At 59.1% G+C, this 18,609-nt stretch carries 15 protein-coding genes; 4 read left to right on the top strand and 11 right to left on the bottom strand.

Going from position 1 to position 18,609, the window contains the following annotated elements:
- Nucleotides 1-140 precede the first annotated feature (140 nt).
- The 4 genes from K3169_RS26285 to K3169_RS26270 all read left to right on the top strand — a co-directional run bounded on the left by K3169_RS26285 (nt 141) and on the right by K3169_RS26270 (nt 4,760).
- Nucleotides 141-1,139: a response regulator gene (locus K3169_RS26285; RefSeq protein WP_027901154.1), complete on the top strand. Its 999-nt coding sequence runs from the start codon at nt 141-143 to the stop codon at nt 1,137-1,139.
- Between the two features lie 3 nt (nt 1,140-1,142).
- Nucleotides 1,143-2,096, top strand: coding sequence for a GGDEF domain-containing protein (locus tag K3169_RS26280; RefSeq protein WP_099268999.1), 954 nt, complete (start codon nt 1,143-1,145; stop codon nt 2,094-2,096).
- A gap of 52 nt (nt 2,097-2,148) precedes the next feature.
- Nucleotides 2,149-3,411 carry a 3-phosphoshikimate 1-carboxyvinyltransferase gene (aroA, locus tag K3169_RS26275; RefSeq protein WP_263268827.1) on the top strand — a complete coding sequence of 421 codons (1,263 nt, stop codon included), beginning with the start codon at nt 2,149-2,151 and terminating at the stop codon, nt 3,409-3,411.
- A 422-nt stretch (nt 3,412-3,833) separates the two neighbouring features.
- Nucleotides 3,834-4,760: a 2-hydroxyacid dehydrogenase gene (locus K3169_RS26270; protein WP_027901151.1), complete on the top strand. Its 927-nt coding sequence runs from the start codon at nt 3,834-3,836 to the stop codon at nt 4,758-4,760.
- Nucleotides 4,761-4,915: 155 nt separating this feature from the next.
- Here K3169_RS26270 and argE read toward each other — a convergent pair whose 3' ends face one another.
- The 11 genes from argE to K3169_RS26215 all read right to left on the bottom strand — a co-directional run bounded on the left by argE (nt 4,916) and on the right by K3169_RS26215 (nt 17,985).
- Complete coding sequence (argE, locus tag K3169_RS26265; RefSeq protein WP_263268825.1) at nt 4,916-6,073, bottom strand: acetylornithine deacetylase; 1,158 nt, start codon at nt 6,071-6,073, stop codon at nt 4,916-4,918.
- Complete coding sequence (locus K3169_RS26260) at nt 6,070-7,224, bottom strand: NAD(P)/FAD-dependent oxidoreductase (RefSeq protein ID WP_231667356.1); 1,155 nt, start codon at nt 7,222-7,224, stop codon at nt 6,070-6,072. Before K3169_RS26260 ends, argE begins: the two co-directional genes overlap by 4 nt.
- Entirely contained in the window at nt 7,221-8,597 is a 1,377-nt protein-coding gene (locus tag K3169_RS26255; RefSeq protein WP_263268822.1) for an NAD(P)/FAD-dependent oxidoreductase, read from the bottom strand. The genes K3169_RS26260 and K3169_RS26255 overlap by 4 nt, the downstream gene beginning before the upstream one ends.
- Complete coding sequence (locus tag K3169_RS26250) at nt 8,579-8,887, bottom strand: (2Fe-2S)-binding protein (RefSeq protein WP_027901147.1); 309 nt, start codon at nt 8,885-8,887, stop codon at nt 8,579-8,581. Before K3169_RS26250 ends, K3169_RS26255 begins: the two co-directional genes overlap by 19 nt.
- Nucleotides 8,884-10,728 carry an ABC transporter ATP-binding protein gene (locus K3169_RS26245; protein ID WP_263268819.1) on the bottom strand — a complete coding sequence of 615 codons (1,845 nt, stop codon included), beginning with the start codon at nt 10,726-10,728 and terminating at the stop codon, nt 8,884-8,886. The genes K3169_RS26250 and K3169_RS26245 overlap by 4 nt, the downstream gene beginning before the upstream one ends.
- A gap of 1 nt (nt 10,729) precedes the next feature.
- Complete coding sequence (locus K3169_RS26240) at nt 10,730-11,605, bottom strand: ABC transporter permease (protein ID WP_263268817.1); 876 nt, start codon at nt 11,603-11,605, stop codon at nt 10,730-10,732.
- Nucleotides 11,602-12,558 (bottom strand): ABC transporter permease, encoded by a 957-nt coding sequence (locus tag K3169_RS26235; protein WP_027901144.1) that lies wholly within the window; start codon nt 12,556-12,558, stop codon nt 11,602-11,604. The genes K3169_RS26240 and K3169_RS26235 overlap by 4 nt, the downstream gene beginning before the upstream one ends.
- 34 nt (nt 12,559-12,592) lie before the next feature.
- Nucleotides 12,593-14,230 carry an ABC transporter substrate-binding protein gene (locus tag K3169_RS26230; protein ID WP_263268814.1) on the bottom strand — a complete coding sequence of 546 codons (1,638 nt, stop codon included), beginning with the start codon at nt 14,228-14,230 and terminating at the stop codon, nt 12,593-12,595.
- A 94-nt stretch (nt 14,231-14,324) separates the two neighbouring features.
- Nucleotides 14,325-15,599, bottom strand: a complete 1,275-nt coding sequence (locus tag K3169_RS26225; RefSeq protein ID WP_263268812.1) for an NAD(P)/FAD-dependent oxidoreductase — start codon at nt 15,597-15,599, stop codon at nt 14,325-14,327.
- A gap of 48 nt (nt 15,600-15,647) precedes the next feature.
- On the bottom strand, nt 15,648-16,316 hold the full coding sequence (locus K3169_RS26220) for a haloacid dehalogenase type II (protein WP_263268810.1): 669 nt from the start codon (nt 16,314-16,316) through the stop codon (nt 15,648-15,650).
- 1,210 nt (nt 16,317-17,526) lie between these two features.
- Nucleotides 17,527-17,985, bottom strand: coding sequence for an REP-associated tyrosine transposase (locus tag K3169_RS26215; protein ID WP_263268808.1), 459 nt, complete (start codon nt 17,983-17,985; stop codon nt 17,527-17,529).
- Between the last annotated feature and the right edge of the window lie 624 nt (nt 17,986-18,609).

The raw sequence follows: 18,609 nt of genomic DNA, 5'->3' as shown, positions 1-18,609 counted from the left end.
GCGTATCTATTTGACGCCGATTAAATGATCCAACTGATTGTTTAATAAGGAATGTGTTCAATACGGTTCCATTTCCTCGCGAGTGAAATCAAACCCGCTGATACTTGCGCCAGAACTCTTTTGCAGTGAGAAACAATGCAATGCCGATGATTCCCTTGGTGATTTGCGACGACTCGAACATGGCCCGCAAGCAGTTGCTCAGGGCTTTACCTGCCGAGTGGGGCGTGTCGGTCACGCAGGCGACCAATGGGCTCGAAGGCCTTGAAGCGGTGCGCCGTGGACTGGGCCAGGTCATGCTGCTGGATTTGACCATGCCGGTCATGGATGGCTATCAGACGCTGGCGGCGATTCGCGCAGAAAATCTTGAGGCGAAGATCATCGTCGTCTCCGGCGACGTTCAGGACGAGGCCGTGCGCCGCGTCATGGAGTTGGGCGCGCTGGCGTTTATCAAAAAGCCGGCTGATCCGGATGAACTGAAAAACACCCTGACCCGATTGGGCTTGCTGGGTGAGCCTGCGCCAGTCCCCACCATCGCGCCCGCCATGACAGGCGCAATCATCAGCTTTCAGGATGCATTCCGCGAAACCATCAACGTCGCCATGGGCCGGGCTGCAGCCTTGCTGGCCAAGGTATTGGGCGTGTTCGTGCAGTTGCCGGTACCCACCGTCAACATGTTCGAAGTGGGTGAGCTGCACATGGCGTTGGCCGATGCACACACCAGTGAGCGGTTGACCGCCATCTGTCAGGGGTATATCGGTGGTGGCATCGCGGGCGAGGCGTTGTTGATTTTTCATGATTCGGACATCGCGGACATGGGCTCGCTGATGCATCGCGACTCGGCGGATTACACCGACGAGGAAATGCTTCTCGATCTGTCCACGATTCTGATCGGTGCCTGCCTGAGCGGCATTGCCGAGCAGATCGACGTAGAGTTTTCCCAGGGGCACCCGCAGATGTTGGGTTCTCAGGGCGGGATTGACGACCTGATCCGGATCAACCAGACACGCTGGCAGAAAACCCTGGCCGTAGAGATCAGCTACAGCGTTGAAGGGCATAGCATCAACTTCGATTTGCTCATGCTGTTCACCGAAGATTCGGTAGACCGTCTGACTAAAAAACTTGCGTACTTGATGAGCTGACCCATGAGTAATCAGATCGATATCAAAGAGCTTCATTGGTTACTGACGGTCACCCAGAACATCGACGTGGGGATCGTAGTGCTCGACCGGGACTACCGGGTCCAGGTCTGGAATACGTTCATGGAAAACCGCTCCGGCGTGGTGCCGTATGACGCGGCCGGACAGTCGATCTTCAAGTTGTTCCCTGAGCTCAACCCGATGTGGTTCAGCAAGAAAGTCGACAACGTGATTACTCTGGGTACGCCTGCGTTCACCATCTGGGAGCAGCGGCCATATCTGGTGCGGTTCAAGAACTACCAGCCAATCACTGGCCGGGAAGACTTCATGTACCAGAACACCACGATGTTCCCGCTGCGCTCGACCACCAGCGAGATTACCCATATCTGTCTGGTGATCTACGACGTGACCGACGTTGCCAGTAACCGGCATCTGTTGCAGACGGCCAACAGTGAACTGCAGAAACTTTCCAGCACCGACCGTCTTACCGGCCTCTATAACCGGGGTCACTGGGAAGAGCTGCTCAAGCTTGAATACGCCCGCCATAGCCGATACGGCGCGGTGTCCTCGCTGGTGATGTGTGATATCGACCATCTCAAGCGGATCAACGATACGTATGGTCATCAGGCGGGCGATAAAGTGATTCAGCGTGTCGCTGAGGTCCTGCGTAGCCATATCCGCAATGCAGACATCGCCGGGCGTTATGGTGGCGAAGAGTTTGCTGTCCTGATGCCGGATACCAACAAGGCCGGTGCTGCAGTGTTCTGTGAGCGGCTGCGTCTGGCGGTCGAGGCTGAGACCGTGCATTACGAAGGGCACGCGATCAAGTGCACGATCAGCCTGGGCGCTGCTGACCTCTCCAGGCCGACGACTGATTACAGCACTGTCATTGCGTGGGCCGAACAGGCACTTCATCAAGCGAAGAAAAACGGTCGCAATCAGGCTTCGGTGGACGAATAAGGCGCCGATTGCTGGTAGCATCGGTGTTTTTCCGGCGACGATCACGGACATCATGCGACCACAATCCACTCTCACCGTAACCCCTGTCGACCAGCCATTGATCGGGCGTGTGAGCCCGCCGGGCTCGAAATCCATCACTAATCGCGCGCTGTTGCTGGCTGGCCTGGCCAAAGGCACCAGCCGTTTGAGCGGTGCGCTGAAGAGTGACGACACGCGCGTGATGTCAGAAGCCTTGCGCCTCATGGGCGTGCAGGTTGATGAGCCGGACGACAGCACCTTTGTGGTCACCAGCAACGGCCAGTGGCATGCACCCGGGCAAGCACTGTTTCTGGGTAATGCGGGCACCGCAACGCGTTTTCTGACGGCGGCGCTGGCCAACTTTGACGGTGAGTTTGTCGTTGATGGCGACGAATACATGCGTAAGCGTCCTATCGGCCCACTGGTCGATGCCTTGCAGCGCATGGGCGTCGATGTCAGTTCACCGACTGGTTGCCCACCGGTGGCGATCAAAGGGCAAGGCGGTCTGGCGGCCGGGCGTATCGAAATCGACGGTAACCTGTCCAGTCAGTACGTCTCGGCACTGTTGATGGCGGGTGCCTGTGGCAAGGGGCCAATTGAAGTGGCGCTGACCGGCAGTGATATCGGCGCGCGCGGTTACGTAGACCTGACACTGGCCGCGATGAAAGCCTTTGGTGCTGAAGTCGAAGTGATCAGCGACACCGCCTGGAAAGTCCTGGCTACCGGCTACAAGGCGACGGATTTTCATATCGAGCCGGATGCGTCGGCAGCGACTTACTTATGGGCGGCGCAGGCCATCACCGGCGGTACAATTGATCTGGGTGTCGCCACTGAAGATTTCACTCAGCCTGATGCCTTAGCCAGTCAGTTGATCGAGCGTTTCCCGAACATGCCGTCCGTTATCGACGGTTCGCAAATGCAGGACGCGATTCCGACACTGGCCGTGCTCGCAGCTTTCAACAATCAGCCGGTCCGCTTCGTGGGCATCGCGAATCTGCGGGTCAAGGAATGTGACCGCATCTCCGCGCTGTCCCACGGCTTGTGTGCCATTGCGCCGGGGCTGGCGGTGGAAGAGGGTGACGACCTGATCGTCCACGCCGATCCTCAGTTGGCAGGTCGCACCGTGGATGCGTTGATCGATACCCACGCTGATCACCGCATCGCCATGTGTTTCGCCCTCGCCGGACTGAAAATCGCCGGTATCCGGATTCAGGACCCTGACTGCGTCGGCAAGACCTACCCCGGTTATTGGGATGCGTTGCAATCGTTGGGGGTCAAGGTTCAGCGGCAGGATTGAGGTTATTTGACTCGAAATGCTTCTCCTGTAGGAACTGTCCCGCTGTCCATGACACCGCGCTGTCTCACGGCAAACATAGGACCTGTAGGAGCGCGCTTGCCCGCGATTCGGTCTGTCAGTCGATGACTCTATCGCCTCTGCTGTCGCTATCTTCCCAGACCAAGCGCTCCTACAGTAAAAAGCATTTAAATCAGATAGTTATTCGTTGTTTGATAAGGGCTGCCGAAAGCTGCGAAAGCTGTTTAGCAGACAGGCCGCAATCGCAGCCTTCGGCAGCTCCTACAGGTTCATCGTTTACATGCTTGAATCTGTCGCGCCATCTCCCATAAACAGCACGCTACGCCGTAAACGCGGTCCTTTCAGCCAATGCTGCTTTGCATCTCAGGCATCATGAATGACACCTTCACGTTCAGGACTCATTCATGGCGTTGCTCTATAAAGCTGATCCCGCAAGGGGCGAGCAGTGGAAGGCTCTGTTTGCCGAACATGCCCCCGATATCGAGTGGCGTGCCTGGCCTGATATTGGCGATCCGCAGGACATCACTTACCTTGCCGCCTGGCTCGCCCCTGATGACGTGCAAACTCTGTTGCCGAACTTGCAGGTGGTGTTTGCCTTGTCGGCGGGTGTCGATCAACTGGATCTGAGCCGCCTTCCCGATACATTGCCAGTAGTGCGCTTGCTGGATCCGGGGATTGGTCGGGGCATGTGTGAATACGCGTGCTTCGCGGTATTGAGCCTGCACCGGGACATGTTGCGTTATCGGCAGCAACAGATTGAAAGCCATTGGCAGGCGCATCGGCTGGTGCCAGCCAGCAAACGTCGAGTCGGTGTCATGGGCCTGGGATTACAGGCGCAACAGATTCTCGCCAGCTTGCAGAATTTCGGCTTCGAGTTATCGGGCTGGGCGCGCAGTGAGCATCAGATTGAAGGTGTCGCGTGTTATGCGGGCAGCGCACAGTTGTCCGCATTTCTGGGGCAGTGCGACATTCTGGTATGCGTACTGCCGTTGACCGAGCAGACCACGGGCATTCTCAATCGCGAGTTATTCGAGCAGATGCCTGAAGGCGCTGCGCTGGTGAACATGGGGCGCGGTGGGCATTTGATTGAGCAGGATCTGCTGCAGGTGCTGGACAGCGGGCAGCTCAGCGCGGCAGTGCTGGATGTATTGCAACAGGAGCCTGCTGATCCTGCGCATCCATTCTGGAATCACCCGCAGATACTGCTTACGCCGCATATTGCTGCGATGACCCAGCCTGACAGTGCGTTCCCCGGCCTGCTGGAAAACATTCGCCGCTTCGAGCGTGGCGAGCCGATGCTGGGTCAGGTGGATCGCGGGCAGGGGTATTGATGGCGATTCTACATTGATCTGTAAATACAATCCCTGTGGGAGCAGGGCTTGCCCGCGATAAGGCTGGATGCGATCTAAAGTAAATAGCTTCCAGCCTTATCGCGAGCAAGCTCTGCTCCCACAGGGACATCTCTCCAACAGGAATCGCGATCACATCAACGCATCAACGATCCCAGCAAACCGCCTAAAAATTTCTCCCCGGCAATCATTTGACTGACCTCGATAAACTCGTCCGGCTTGTGCGCTTGCTCGATGGAACCAGGGCCGCAGACCACAACCGGAACATTCAGACGCTGAGCGAACAGGCCGCCTTCGGTACCGTAGGACACCTTGACGCGTGAGGTTTCCGCCGGGGCAAACGCTTGCAGCAAACGCACGGCTTCAACGCTGGGATGAGTGTCCAGACCGGGATACTCGTTCAGGGTTTCGATCTCGATGGCGGCCACTGCCGAGACCTTGCGTGCTTCGTGAACGATGGCTTCAGCCTGTTCGCGTAACTGGTCGAGAAACAGTTCTGGATCATCCGCATTGAGATTGCGCAGTTCGAAATCCAGCGTGCAAAGATTCGGCACGATGTTCAGCGCCTTGCCGCCGTCGATCCGACCGACATGCACCGTGCTGTACGGAATGTCGTAGTCGGCGTCCTGTGCGCCATGTTGTTGCAGTTGCTTTTGACTGAGACGCAGCGAGGCAATGAAATCGCTGGCCAGATGAATGGCGTTGACGGCCAGCGGTGCGAGAGAGGAGTGCGCTTCCTGGCCGCGACAGAAGGTCCGGAAAGAGCTTTTACCTTTGTGGCCCAGCGCAAACTGCATGTTGGTCGGTTCACCGACGATGCAAAGAAACGGCCGTTGCGGCGCCAGATGCAACACGTCCAGCAAGCGTCGTACACCCACGCAGCCGATTTCTTCGTCATGGGACAACGCCAGTTGCAGTGGGCGGGTCAGGTTCTGATCGGCGGCATCGAGCATGCAATCAATGGCGAGAGCGATGAAGCCCTTCATGTCGCAACTGCCGCGCCCGTAAATCCGCCCGTCGCGCTCGGTGGCCTGAAACGCTGGCATGGTCCAGGCCTGGCCCGCGACCGGCACCACATCGGTGTGGCCAGAGAGCAAAATCCCCGGCTGATCTTTTGGTCCGGTGCTGGCGAACAGATTGGCTTTGAGCCCGGTTTCATCCTTGACGATCAGCGCGTCAATCCCTTTGACAGCCAGCAGATCCCGCACGTATTCAATGAGCGCCATGTTCGACTGAGATGACACGGTATCGAATGCCAGCAGGCGGTTGAATATCTCCCGTACACGCGGCTTCATGAGGCTTTGCTCTGTTGATTGCTGGCGCTGGCAAAGCGACGGATATCGAAAGGCGCAATCGAGGTGCTGGTGCTGCCGGTACTGAGCAATTCGGCCATCACATCGCCGACACCAGGGCCGAGCTGAAAGCCGTGGCCGCAGAAGCCGAACGCGTAAAACAGGCCATCGACATTGCCGCTACGGCCCATGACTGGCAGCGAATCCGGAAGATAGCCTTCGATGCCGCTCCATACCCGGATGATGTTCAGGTTAGCGACGCCGGGCAATAAACGCCGCATCTGCTGCAATTGATTGATGGTGCTGCGTGGTTCGACTACGGCCCGTTTGTTGACCATGTCCGGCTTGCTGCGAAAGCCGCCGCCAATGATGATGTTGCCACGGGGGATCTGGCGGAAATAAATCACTTCCTCGGCGATTTTGGTGTAGACGCCAATGACCGTTGGCAGGGCGTAGGGCACGGGTTCGGTGACTGCCATCTGCGGGCCAAACGTTTCCAGTGGCACCGGCTCGCCGAACTGTGTGGACAGCTTTTGTCCCCAGGCGCCTGCGGTAATCAGCAACTGATCGGCGCTGAACACCCGACCGTCGCGGGTCGTGACTTCGAACTGGCTGCCGACTTTCTGCACCTCGGTGACCTCAGTGCGCTCTTCAATGCGCGCCCCGGCGCGGATCGCTGCGCGGGCAAAGGCGGGGGCCGCCAGACGTGGATTGGCGTGACCATCGTGAGGCGCATAAGAGCCGCCTTTGACCACCGGCCCAAGGAATGGAAAACGCTGATGCAGTTCGCGGCCACTGTAGATACGTAGGTCCAGCTCGCGGGCTTCGGGTGCTGCGGCATAGGCTTCCAGCTCGGCGATTTCATCTTCGCGATAACAGACGCGCATATGGCCGCTGGGCAGGAATTCCAGATCCTCGCCAATCAGCTCCGGCAGACGGCCCCACAAGGCGCGGGAGCGGTTGGCCAGTTCCAGTTGGCCGAGGAAGCGACCCTGGCGCCGCACGTTGCCGAAGTTAACGCCGCTGGCGTACTGGCCGATCATGTCGCGTTCCAGCAACGTCACCGACTGGCCGCGCTGACGCAGGAAAAACGCTGTGGCCGAGCCCATGAAGCCGCCGCCGACAATCAGTACATCGGATTTTTGCTGTTTCATGACACGACCTCATCAGTAAGCATCGACAACGGCTTGATCGGTGCCTGTCCACGCTGACGGCCGACCAGCTCCACGGCGACGCCCGCTTCGGCGGCGATCACTTCTGCCCCGGCCTGCGAACAATAACGCCCTTGGCAACGGCCCATTCCCACCCGGCTGAAGGCTTTGGCACGGTTGACTTCACAGGCACCTTTTTCCCGGACTACGCCACGTAGTTCGCCTGCGCTGATCATTTCGCAGCGGCAAATAATCGTTTCGTCGGGCAGCGATCTGGCTTGTGAAGAAGGCCAGGGAAAGGCTTCGGCCAACCCGACCCGGAAGCGATCCATGACGGCCAACTGGCGCGTTTGCGTTTGCATCACGCTGACATCTACCGGGAGTTTCAGGTCTTGCAGAACGGCCAGTGCCGCCAGACGCCCGGCTTGTTCAGCGGCGTCCGCGCCACGAATTTTCGCCCCGTCACCTGCGGCATAAACACCGCTGACCGAGGTACGGCCTGCTTCATCGACGTCCAGCAGCCACTGGCTGGATACCTCGTCGAAGCGTAGGCGGCACCCGGCCAGATCGGCCAGTTGGGTTTCCGGTCGCAGGTGATATCCCAGGGCCACGGCGTCGCAATCCAGCTGTTGCGGGTTGCCTCTGCCGTCTTTGAAGCGCACGCCACTGACACCGGTTTGAGCGTCGCCCAGGACATGCAAAGGCGCGACACCCAAATGGACCGGCACCTTGGCGCTGCGCAGGCGCGCGATCAACTTCATCCCTTCGAGCAGCACGCCGGGGCGCGCCAGCAGTTTGGGCGTGGCCATGATCCGCTTGCTCAGCGGCGAGGTGTCCAGCACCGCAGCGACTTCGGCACCGGCCTTCACGTATTGGCTGGCGACCAGATATAACAAAGGACCGCTGCCCATGAACACGACTTTGTGACCGATGGAGACGGATTGCGCCTTGAGTGCAATCTGCGCGCCGCCGAGGCTGTAAGTCCCGGCCAGTTGCCAGCCGTTGATGGGCATCAACCGGTCAGTGGCACCGGTGCAGAGAATCAGCGCGTCGTAGTTGAGAACTGAATGCTGGCCCTGATGGACGCAGCACAGTTGACCCTGGCTGAGGTTCCAGACCAGCGTGTCGGGACGGTAATCGATGTGTTCGCGCAGGCGGTCAAAGCTCTGGTGCAGATCCCGCGCCTTGTCGGCTTCGGAGCCGTACAGCGCCGCGTAATCTCGCTTGAAACCTTCAGGCTGACGACGATAGATTTGCCCACCATCGCGGCGATTTTCATCGATCAGGATCGGTTTGATCCCGGCGGCGAGCAGCGTCTGTGCGCAACGCGTACCGGCTGGTCCGGCCCCTACAATGACTACCCGTGGAGTGGCCATGTCGCCTCCGGTTGTGTAGTGACAATATCCAGACCCTCGCGGGCTTCGCTGGAGCAGGCACGCAAACGCTCCCCGGATCGAGTCCAGACCCAACAGTCCTGACACGCGCCCATCAGACAGAACCCTGCGCGGCGGCCCGGATCGAACTCCGACTGGCGCAGCGATACGCCTTGGGTCAGCAGCGCCACCATCAAGGTGTCGCCCTGCAACGCTTCAATCGGCGCGCCGTCCACCACGAGGTTCACGGTGGTTCGGTCGCGCTCGCCCAGCCTTACAAAACGCCCGTTCATGCGTAGGCTCCCACGATCATGTTTTCCAGTTCTTGTTGATTTTGCCGCAGCTCGCCGCTGTCCAGGTGGCAGAGTACCTGGCTGCCACCAGTAATCTCGCGGCGACCCGGCGCGGTGCGGTTGCACAAGCCTTCGACGCGTTGCGGGCAGCGGTTCAAAAAGGTACACAGTTCCCGTGTGTTGGTCGGCGCGGTGATGGTTGGCAGCGTACCGCAGGTGGTGGTGCCGCAGGTTTCCAGCCAACCCTGACGCAATTCGGGGACCGAATGCACCAGCAGGTCGGTGTAGGGATGAAACGGTGTCTGGCTGAAGGATTCGCGGCTGCCTTCTTCGACCTTGTGACCGCTGTACATCACCACGATGTCGTCGCACAAGGCCCGGACGGTGGAGATGTCATGGCTGATGAACAGATAGGAAACGCCCAGCTCCCGGCGCAAGTCGCCCAGCAATTCGAGAATCGCTGCGCCGACCACAGTGTCCAGTGCTGACGTGACTTCATCGCAGAGGATCAGGTCTGGTTTGGCGGCCAGTGCGCGAGCCAGATTGACCCGCTGCTTTTGTCCGCCGGACAGTTCGCCGGGGCGTCGTTCTGCCATGTCCCGGGGCAGGCGCACCAGATCGAGCAATTCATCGATACGCTCGCGCAAGGCAGCCCCTTTGAGATTGAAGTACATCTTCAATGGGCGGCCGAGAATAGTGCTGATGCTGTGCATCGGATTCAACGCGGTGTCGGCATTCTGGAAGACCATTTGAATGCGCCGGAACTGATCGTCCGTACGACCGGCCAGATCGCCTGACAGCGGCTCGCCATCAAATCTCAAGCTGCCCCGCGCTGGATCGAGTAAACCGGCTACGACCCGAGCCAGGGTGGACTTGCCGGAGCCTGACTCGCCAATCACACCGATCGCCTGACCCCGGTTGATGGTCAGATCAATGTCTTCCAGCACGCGAATCATCGGCCTGCCCTGCAGGTCTTTATTGCCATAACCGGCAGACATGCCCGTGATGGTCAGCAACGGCTTGTCTTGTGCAACCTCACTGGCCGGGCGCAATGTTGCATCCGGCCTTGCGGCGGCCAGCAGGCTGCGAGTGTAGGGATGCTCCGGGCCTTTGAGCAGCGCCGCGGTGTTGCTTTGCTCGACGATCTGGCCACCCTTGAGTACCACAATCTGATCGGCCATTTGCGCCACTACGGCCAGGTCGTGAGAGACGTAGACCGCCGTCGCCCCGCGCTCACGCACCACACGCTTGAAAGCGCGCAACACATCGATCTGAGTGGTGACGTCCAGTGCGGTCGTGGGTTCGTCAAGGATCACCAGCAACGGATCGCTGATCAGTGCCATGGCCGCCATGACCCGCTGCAACTGGCCGCCGGAGACCTGGTGCGGGAAACGCTGACCAATCTGTTCCGGATTGGGTAGCGAGAGGTCGCGAAACAGTTCGATGGCTTTGGCTTCCAGCGCTGCGCGCTTGCCCAGCCCGTGAATCAACGCGCCTTCGATCACTTGGTCTATCAGTCTTTTGGCCGGGTTGAAGGCCGCTGCTGCGCTCTGTGCAATGTACGAAACGCGATTGCCGCGCAGCCCTTGCAGGATGCTTTCCGGCAAGTCGAGCATGTTGTGCTCCGCGATCTGCACCGTGCCGCTGGCCAGACGACAGCCGCGTCGGGCGTAACCCAGCAAGGCCAGGGCAATCGTGGTTTTGCCAGAGCCGGACTCACCGATCAGCGCCAGCACTTCACCTTTTTCCAGGGCGAAGCTCACGCCTTTGACGATCTCAATGTCGCCGCTGTCTGCGCTGGCGACGACTCGCAGGTCCTGGACCTTGATCAATTGGCTCATATCAATGCCCCCCGGAACGTCGGCTGCGCCGTGACGAGAGCCTGTCGATGAACAGATTCACTCCGATCGTCAGGGTGCCGATGGCCAGCGCCGGAATCACGATGGCGGGTGCGCCTTGATTCAAACCGCCGATATTTTCCCGAACCAGCGAACCCAGGTCGGCGTCGGGCGGTTGCACGCCAAGGCCGAGAAAGCTCATGCCGCTGAGCAGCAGCACGATGAAGCCAAAGCGCAGGCCCAGATCGGTCAGCACCGGATTAAGCATGTTGGGCAGGATTTCCACACAGGCGATGTACAAGCGGCGCTCGCCGCGGGTGCGCGCGACTTGCACGTACTCCAGCGCTTCGATGTTGACCGCCAGACTACGCGCGATCCGGAATGCGCCGGGTGCAAAGCTCAGTACGGCGGTAGTGATCAGCAGCGTGACCGATGAGCCAAACGCTGAGACCATGATCAGCGCCAGCATCTTGCTGGGGATCGAGATAAAAGCGTCCATCAGGCGGCTGATCACTTCATCCAGCCATTTCGGTACGACCACGGCAAGCAGCGCCAGGCTGGTGCCCAGACCGCTCGCCAGCACAGCGGAAATCAGCGCCAGGCCGACAGTGAAACGCGATCCGGCCAGCACCCGGCTGAGCATGTCGCGGCCCAGATAATCGGTGCCAAAGGGGTACGTGCCGCTCATGCTGTCGAAGACGTTGTTGGACACCACTTCACCGACCGGGTGAGGGGCGAGCCATGGCCCGAACAGCGCCACCAATAGCCAGAAGATGCACACGAATGCACCCGCCAGACCCAGCCATGATGTGCTGTGCGCGACCTTGCCCAATGACAGGTCAGCACCGGGTGGCGTCGATTTTACAATGAGGTTATTCATTGGGTTCTCAGCCTCGGATTGGAAAGGATGGCGCACAGGTCGGCAATCAGCACCAGGCCCAGATACGCTGAGCAGAACAACATGGTGCAGGCTTGAACCAGGGCCATGTCCCGGTTGGTCACGGCGTCGACCATCAAGCTGGCGACACCCGGATAGTTGAAGATGGTCTCGACGATCACCACGCCGCCAAGCAGGTACGACAGGCTCAAGGCGATGGCATTGGCAATGGGGCCGATGGCATTGGGTAACGCGTGGCGCAACACGATGCGTACAGGGCTGACGCCTTTCAGGCGGGCCATTTCCACGTAAGGGCTGTCCAGTTGATCAATGACGGCTGCGCGGGTCATGCGCGCCATTTGCGCAACAATCACGCAGCACAGGGTCATCACCGGCAGTGCATAAGTGCGTATGAATTCCAGAGGGGAGTGGGTATCGCTGGCATAGGACAACGCCGACAGCCAGCCCAGGTTAACCGCGAAAATCAGCACCGCGAGGGTCGCCACCAGAAACTCCGGTACCGCGACCAGCGCCAGCGTGATGAAACTCAACGCGCTGTCCAGTCGGCCGCCACGTCCCATGGCCGAACCGATGCCCAGCACCAATGCCACCGGAACTGAAACCAGCGCGGTGGCCCCGGCCAGCATCAAGGTGTTGGGGAAGCGGCTGCCCACCAGTTCGGTAACCGGCATGGCGTTTGACGCCGACTCGCCAAAATTGCCACTGAGCAGGTTCATCAACCAGCTCAGGTAACGCACCACACCCGGTTGATCCAGGCCCATTTTTATCCGCAATGCCGCGACCTGTTCAGGCGTCGCGAATTGCCCGAGGGCTGCTTGAGCCGCGTCGCCGGGTAGCACCGCCGTAATGGCGAAGACCACCATGGAAACGATCAGCAAGGTCAGGATCGCAGCGCCGAAGCGCTTGCCGATCAACCAGAGTGTGTTGCTATTCATGGCATTGCTCCGGCAAAGGGGAAACTACCCGCAATCAAGCGTCCAGCCAGATCTGCTCGCTGAACATGTAGCCCATGAAGCCGCCGAGCGGGTTGCTGCCATAGCCTTTGATACGCTTGTCGACGCCATCGATGTTGCTGATGAAGACGGGGATGCCGATTCCGCAGTGGTCGTGGACCAGCGTCTGCATGTCGCCATACATCTCGGCGCGCTTGGCTTCGTCGGTTTCACCGCGTGCCAGCATCAGCAACTGGTCGAACTGCTCGTTCTTCCAGGCCGATTCGTTCCAGGGCGCAGTGGACTGGAAGAACTGAGAGAAAATCACGTCGGCGTTCGGCCGCGGGTTGATGTTGCCGAAACTCAGCGGGTGCTTCATCCAGTGGTTGGACCAGTAGCCGTCGCTGGGTAGACGGTTGACGTTGAGGGTTAGGCCCGCCTCCTTGGCGGACTGTTGCAGCAGCACTGCAATGTCCACCGAGCCGGTGGCAGCAGGTGATGCAGCCACAGCCATGGTGATTTTTTCCATACCGGCCTTTTTCAGGTGGAAGCGGGCTTTTTCCGGGTCGTATACACGCTGCGGCAAATCAGCGTTGAAGTAGCGCGACCCTGGAGAAATCGGCGTGTCGTTACCGACGCGGGCGTAGCCCCGGAACACCGCCGATTTGACCTGTTCGCGATCCAGCAGGTACTTCATCGCCAAGGTGAAGTCCGGGTTCTGCCCCGGCATCTGGTCCTGACGGATGATCAAGTCTGTGTAGTTGCCCGAGGGGGCATCGAACACGCTGTGCTTGGCGCTGGCAGTGATGCGCGCGGTGGAGCGCGGGTTGACCTCGTTGATCAGGTGCACATCGCCGGACAGCAGCGCGTTGACCCGTGAAGGCTCGTCGCCAATCGCGATGAATTCGATTTCGTCCAGATATGGCAGGCCCGGCTTCCAGTAATTCGGGTTGCGCACGCTGATCGAGCGCACGCCCGGTTTGAATTCCTTGACCTTGAACGGCCCGGTGCCGATGCCCTGATTGAAGTCGGTGGTGCCCTCCGGAACGATCAACAGGTGCGACACCGCCAGAATCGAGGGCAGCTCGGCGTTGGCAGCGCTGAGGCGGATTTGTACTTCGTTCGGACCGCTGGCTTTGACCTCACTGACCTGAGCCATCAACGGCATGACCTTTGAACCGGTCAGCGGGTCCTTATGACGGTTCAACGAGAAGACCACGTCGGCAGGTGTCAGCGGTTTGCCGTTGTGAAACGTAACGTCCTTGCGCAACGTTACGGTCCACAAGGTGGCGTCGTCGCTTTCGATGCGCTCGGCCAGCTCCATCTGCGGTACCAGATGCGAGTCGAAGCGAGTCAGGCCGTTGTAGAACATGAAGTGGCGGACATAGTCGGTGGACAGTGCGCCTTTGGCGGGGTCGAGGGTGTCGGCGGTAGAACTGGACATGCCTGCTACACGAATACGCCCACCGGGTTTGCCTTTGCCAGGCGCTGCCGCTTCGTCGGCGAAGACTTTGCCCGCTGCACCGAACAGACTCGTCGCACCGCTGGCGACGACGCCAGCAACGCCCAGCATGCGTAATGCATCACGACGTGAAAGACCGCGATTGAGCCCTTCGAATACGCGCAGGCTGTCCTGGCCTGAGATCAATGGGGAATCGTCTTTGTTGTCAGCCATATCAGTTCTACCTGTCGATTAAGGGAATGCATGAGTTGCTCACGGTTGACCGGAGCGTCCTTGAAACGCACACAACGACGGTGAAGCGCAAAATCTAGTGCCGGGCATCCTGAAATCGATACCACGCGCCCACCAGCGGCAGGAACCACGGGGTGCCGAAATGTCCTGGAACGGCTGGCCAGTCAAGCTCACGCCACGGGTTGGCTTGCGGATTGCCATCCATAACGTCGGCCATGACCTGGCCCATGTGGACGGACATCTGTACGCCGTGGCCGCTGTAGCCCATGGAGTAAAAAACGCCCTCGTGTTCACCCGCACGCGGCAAGCGGTCGGAGGTCATGTCCACCAGACCGCCCCAGCAGTAATCCACTTTGGCGCTGGCCAGTTGCGGGAACATTTGCACCATGGCGGCACGCAATACCTTGCCGCTCTTGGCGTCGGAGGTTGTATTGGACATGGCAAAACGCGCCCGGCCGCCAAACAGCAAACGGTTATCCGGCGTCAGGCGGAAGTAATTGCCGATCATGCGGCTGGTGACATAGGCGCGATGCTGCGGCAGCAATTGATCAATCAAAGCTTGAGGCAGCACCTCGGTCACAATCACAAAGCTGCCCACCGGCACGATGCGCCGTCGATACCAGCCTGGACCGCCATGCTGGCAAGCACCGGTTGCCAGCATGATCTGTTTGGCCTGAATAGAGCCCTTGGCCGTGTTGAGCAGATAGCCTGAAGCGTTGGCTTTCCAGCTTTTTACTGCGGCGTTCTGGAAAACCTGTGCGCCGTGACGCACGGCAGCATCGGCCAGCCCGACACCAAAGCGCCCGACATGCATCTGCACGCCGTTGCGCTGTAACAAGCCGCCGTGGAATTCAGCCGAGTCCACTTCGGCGCGGGTTTCTTGCGCGGACAGAAGCTCGACGTCCGCGTCCACTTCCCGACGGATCAGCTCGCAGGTGCGGGCCATGCCGTCGAAGTGCATCGGTTTGGCGGCCAGTTTCAGCTTGCCGTTACGGGTCATGTCACACGCAATCTGCTCCTGCTCGACCACCGCGACGACACTCTTTACAGCGCTTTCGTAAGCCAGGTAATACGCGCGGGCCTGGTCGGCGCCCAGACTGGCGGTCAGCGCTGAATAATCCTGAGCCACGCCGGTATTGCACTGGCCACCGTTACGCCCGGACGCTTCGCCGATCACCCGGTCAGCTTCCAGGACTGCCACGCTTGCGCCTTTCATCGCCAGGGCGCGGGCCGCCGAAAGACCGGTAAAGCCGCCCCCGACAATGGCGACATCCACCTGGCCTTCCACCGCGCCGGTCTGCGCCCCGGCAAATGCCGGTGCGGTATCAAGCCAGTAGGATTCACTTCGCATGGTGCTGTCCTTACCTGTGGCGTTACCGGAAACCGTGGGCAATGCGGATTACAGGCCGACCAGCGCAGGCAAGCCGCCGATGTCCTTGAGGGTGTGATAGCCGTAGGACTCGTTGGCAGGCACGTCATGGCCCCGGGCAACGAATGCGCGGTTCTTGATCTTCATGTCATGCGCCGGGAACAGGTCGTAACGGAAGCTCGAGGAAACGTGCAGCACGTCCTGCGGGCCGCAGCCGAGGTTGTCGAGCATGAACTCGAACGCACGTAGGCGAGGCTTGTAGGCCTGAGCCTGTTCAGCGGTGAAGACTTTGTGGAACGGCGCGCCGAGCATGTTCACGTTGGACATGATCTGGCTGTCGCTGGCGTTGGAGAAAATCACCAGAGGGATCTTGTCGGCAATTTTTGCCAGACCTGCCGGAACGTCGGCGTGCGGACCCCATGTTGGAACCGCGTCGTAGTAAAGCTGGCCTTCCTGGCGGTATTCGATACCCCAACGTTTACAGGTACGTTCCAGCGCAGTCTTGATGATTTCGTCGTAAGGCACCCAGTCGCCCATGACTTGATCCAGGCGATAGGCGGAGAAATCCTTGACGAACTCTTCCATGCGTTCAGCGGGGACACGGTCCGCGAAGAGTTCGCGGGTCATGGCGCCCATGTGGAAGTTGGTCAACGTACCGTAGCAATCGAACGTAATGAATTTGGGACGAAGAAAGCTCATTGAGTGCGGTCCTGAAGTTCGTTAAGTCTGGGCGAGGCATCTCTGTGCTTCGGATTCAAAGCGCGTGATGCAACGCTGCACCACACCTTCATTACAACACCGTGAAATCAGCAGATGACGTTAAAAGCGTCGGCTGCTTGATAGAAAACGCCGTTTTAGGGGGTGCCCTCAGCACACTTTGCGGAGCGCTCCAGCCTTGGGCGAGCCTCGTGTTTATGTACTTTTATGAGCACTTATGGTGCTGACGCCGAACAGATGCTGTGCCAGCGCAGCACAAACTGCGTCAAGCCAATAAAAAACGGGAGCAGCCAGAAAGCTGCTCCCGTTGTTTTGTAGACCGCCCTTGCTCGCGATGCGGTGTGTCAGGAGAAAAGCCTCGCGAACAAGTTCGCTCCTACCATTGCAACGCGGTGTGTCAGGTTTGCCGCTTTCCAGGTAGGAGGCAACTTGTTGGCGAGGCGGTGTGTCAGGAGAAAAGCCTCGCGAACAAGTTCGCTCCTACCGTTGCAGCGCGGTGTTTCAGGATTGTCGCTTTCCAGGTAGGAGGCAACTTGTTGGCGAGGCAGTGTGTCAGGAGAAAAGCCTTGCGAACAAGTTCGCTCCTACCATTGCAACGCGGTGTTTCAGGCTTGCCGCTTTCCAGGTAGGAGGCAACTTGTTGGCGAGGCGGTGTGTCAGGAGAAGCGTCTCGCGAACAAGTTCGCTCCTACCATTGCAACGCGGTGTTTCAGGCTTGCCGCTTTCCAGGTAGGAGGCAACTTGTTGGCGAGGCGGTGTGTCAGGAGAAAGGTCTCGCGAACAAGTTCGCTCCTACCATTGCATCGCGGTGTTTCAGGCTTGTCGCTTTCCAGGTAGGAGGCAACTTGTTGGCGAGGCGGTGTGTCAGGAGAAGTGTCTCGCGAACAAGTTCGCTCCTACCGTTGCAGCGCGGTGTTTCAGGCTTGCCGCTTTCCCGGTAGGAGGCAACTTGTTGGCGAGGCGGTGTGTCAGGAGAAAGGTCTCGCGAACAAGTTCGCTCCTACCGTTGCAACGCGGTGTTTCAGGCTTGCCGCTTTCCAGGTAGGAGGCAACTTGTTGGCGAGGCGGTGTGTCAGGAGAAAAGCCTCGCGAACAAGTTCGCTCCTACCATTGCAACGCGGTGTTTCAGGCTTGTCGTTTTTCAGGTAGGAGGCAACTTGTTGGCGAGAGGGGATGAGGCGGTGGTTCGAATCTACAACCAGACCGCATCCCAAAGCGGATAATCTCCTACACGCTTCACCAAGCCTGCCCGCACGGGATTGGCGACGATGTAGCGTGCGTGTTTGCGTAGATTTTCCTCACGGCGAAGCGCGTGATCGTAAAAGCCCTGATGCCAGATCTGGCCTTCACTCCCGCTGACTTTATTGAGGGCGATAGCGCTTCGGGCTTTGACCTGTTTCAACAAAAGGCTCAGAGATGTCTTCTTGAGTTGAAACAGCCAGTGGAGATGATCGGGCATCACAACCCAGGCTAAAGATTCAGCCAGGCCTTGCTGTTCGGCCCGGCGAAGCTCTTGAACGACAAGCCTTCCTAGTCTCCAGTCGGCGAAGAAAGGGCGGCGCTGATGAGTGGTAACAGTGACGATATAGAACCGTCCAATTTCGGAGTAGCGACCTTTACGAAGTTGGTGTGCTTTTGCGCTAAGAGCCAATCCGTGGCGCTCCTTGGGAAGAGTGAAACGCGAATTTAGCGGTCGATTGGCTAAGTCGCTCGCCTATTACGTACCTGAGTATTTCGGCCTGCCGCTGTAGCGCGGTGTGTCAGGAGAAAAGTCTCGCGAACAAGTTCGCTCCTACCATTGCAACGCGTTGTGTCAGGCTTGTCGCTTTCCAGGTAGGAGGCAACTTGTTGGCGAGGCGGTGTGTCAGGAGAAAAGTCTCGCGAACAAGTTCGCTCCTACCATTGCGACGCGGTGTTTCAGGCTTGTCGCTTTCCAGGTAGGAGGCAACTTGTTGGCGAGGCGGTGTGTCAGGAGAAAGGTCTCGCGAACAAGTTCGCTCCTACCGTTGCAGCGCGATGTTTCAGGCTTGTCGCTTTCCAGGTAGGAGGCAACTTGTTGGCGAGGCGGTATGTCAGGAGAAGCGTCTCGCGAACAAGTTCGCTCCTACCATTGCAACGCGGTGTGTCAGGCTTGTCGCTTTCCCGGTAGGAGGCAACTTGTTGGCGAGGCGGTGTGTCAGGAGAAAAGCCTCGCGAACAAGTTCGCTCCTACCATTGCGACGCGGTGTTTCAGGCTTGTCGCTTTCCCGGTAGGAGGCAACTTGTTGGCGAGGCG

Origin of the sequence: Pseudomonas phytophila (assembly GCF_025643095.1) — a bacterium.
GTDB lineage: Bacteria > Pseudomonadota > Gammaproteobacteria > Pseudomonadales > Pseudomonadaceae > Aquipseudomonas > Aquipseudomonas quasicaspiana.
Note: the sequence above shows the minus strand (reverse complement) of the source record. Positions and strands in the feature narration are given on the sequence as shown.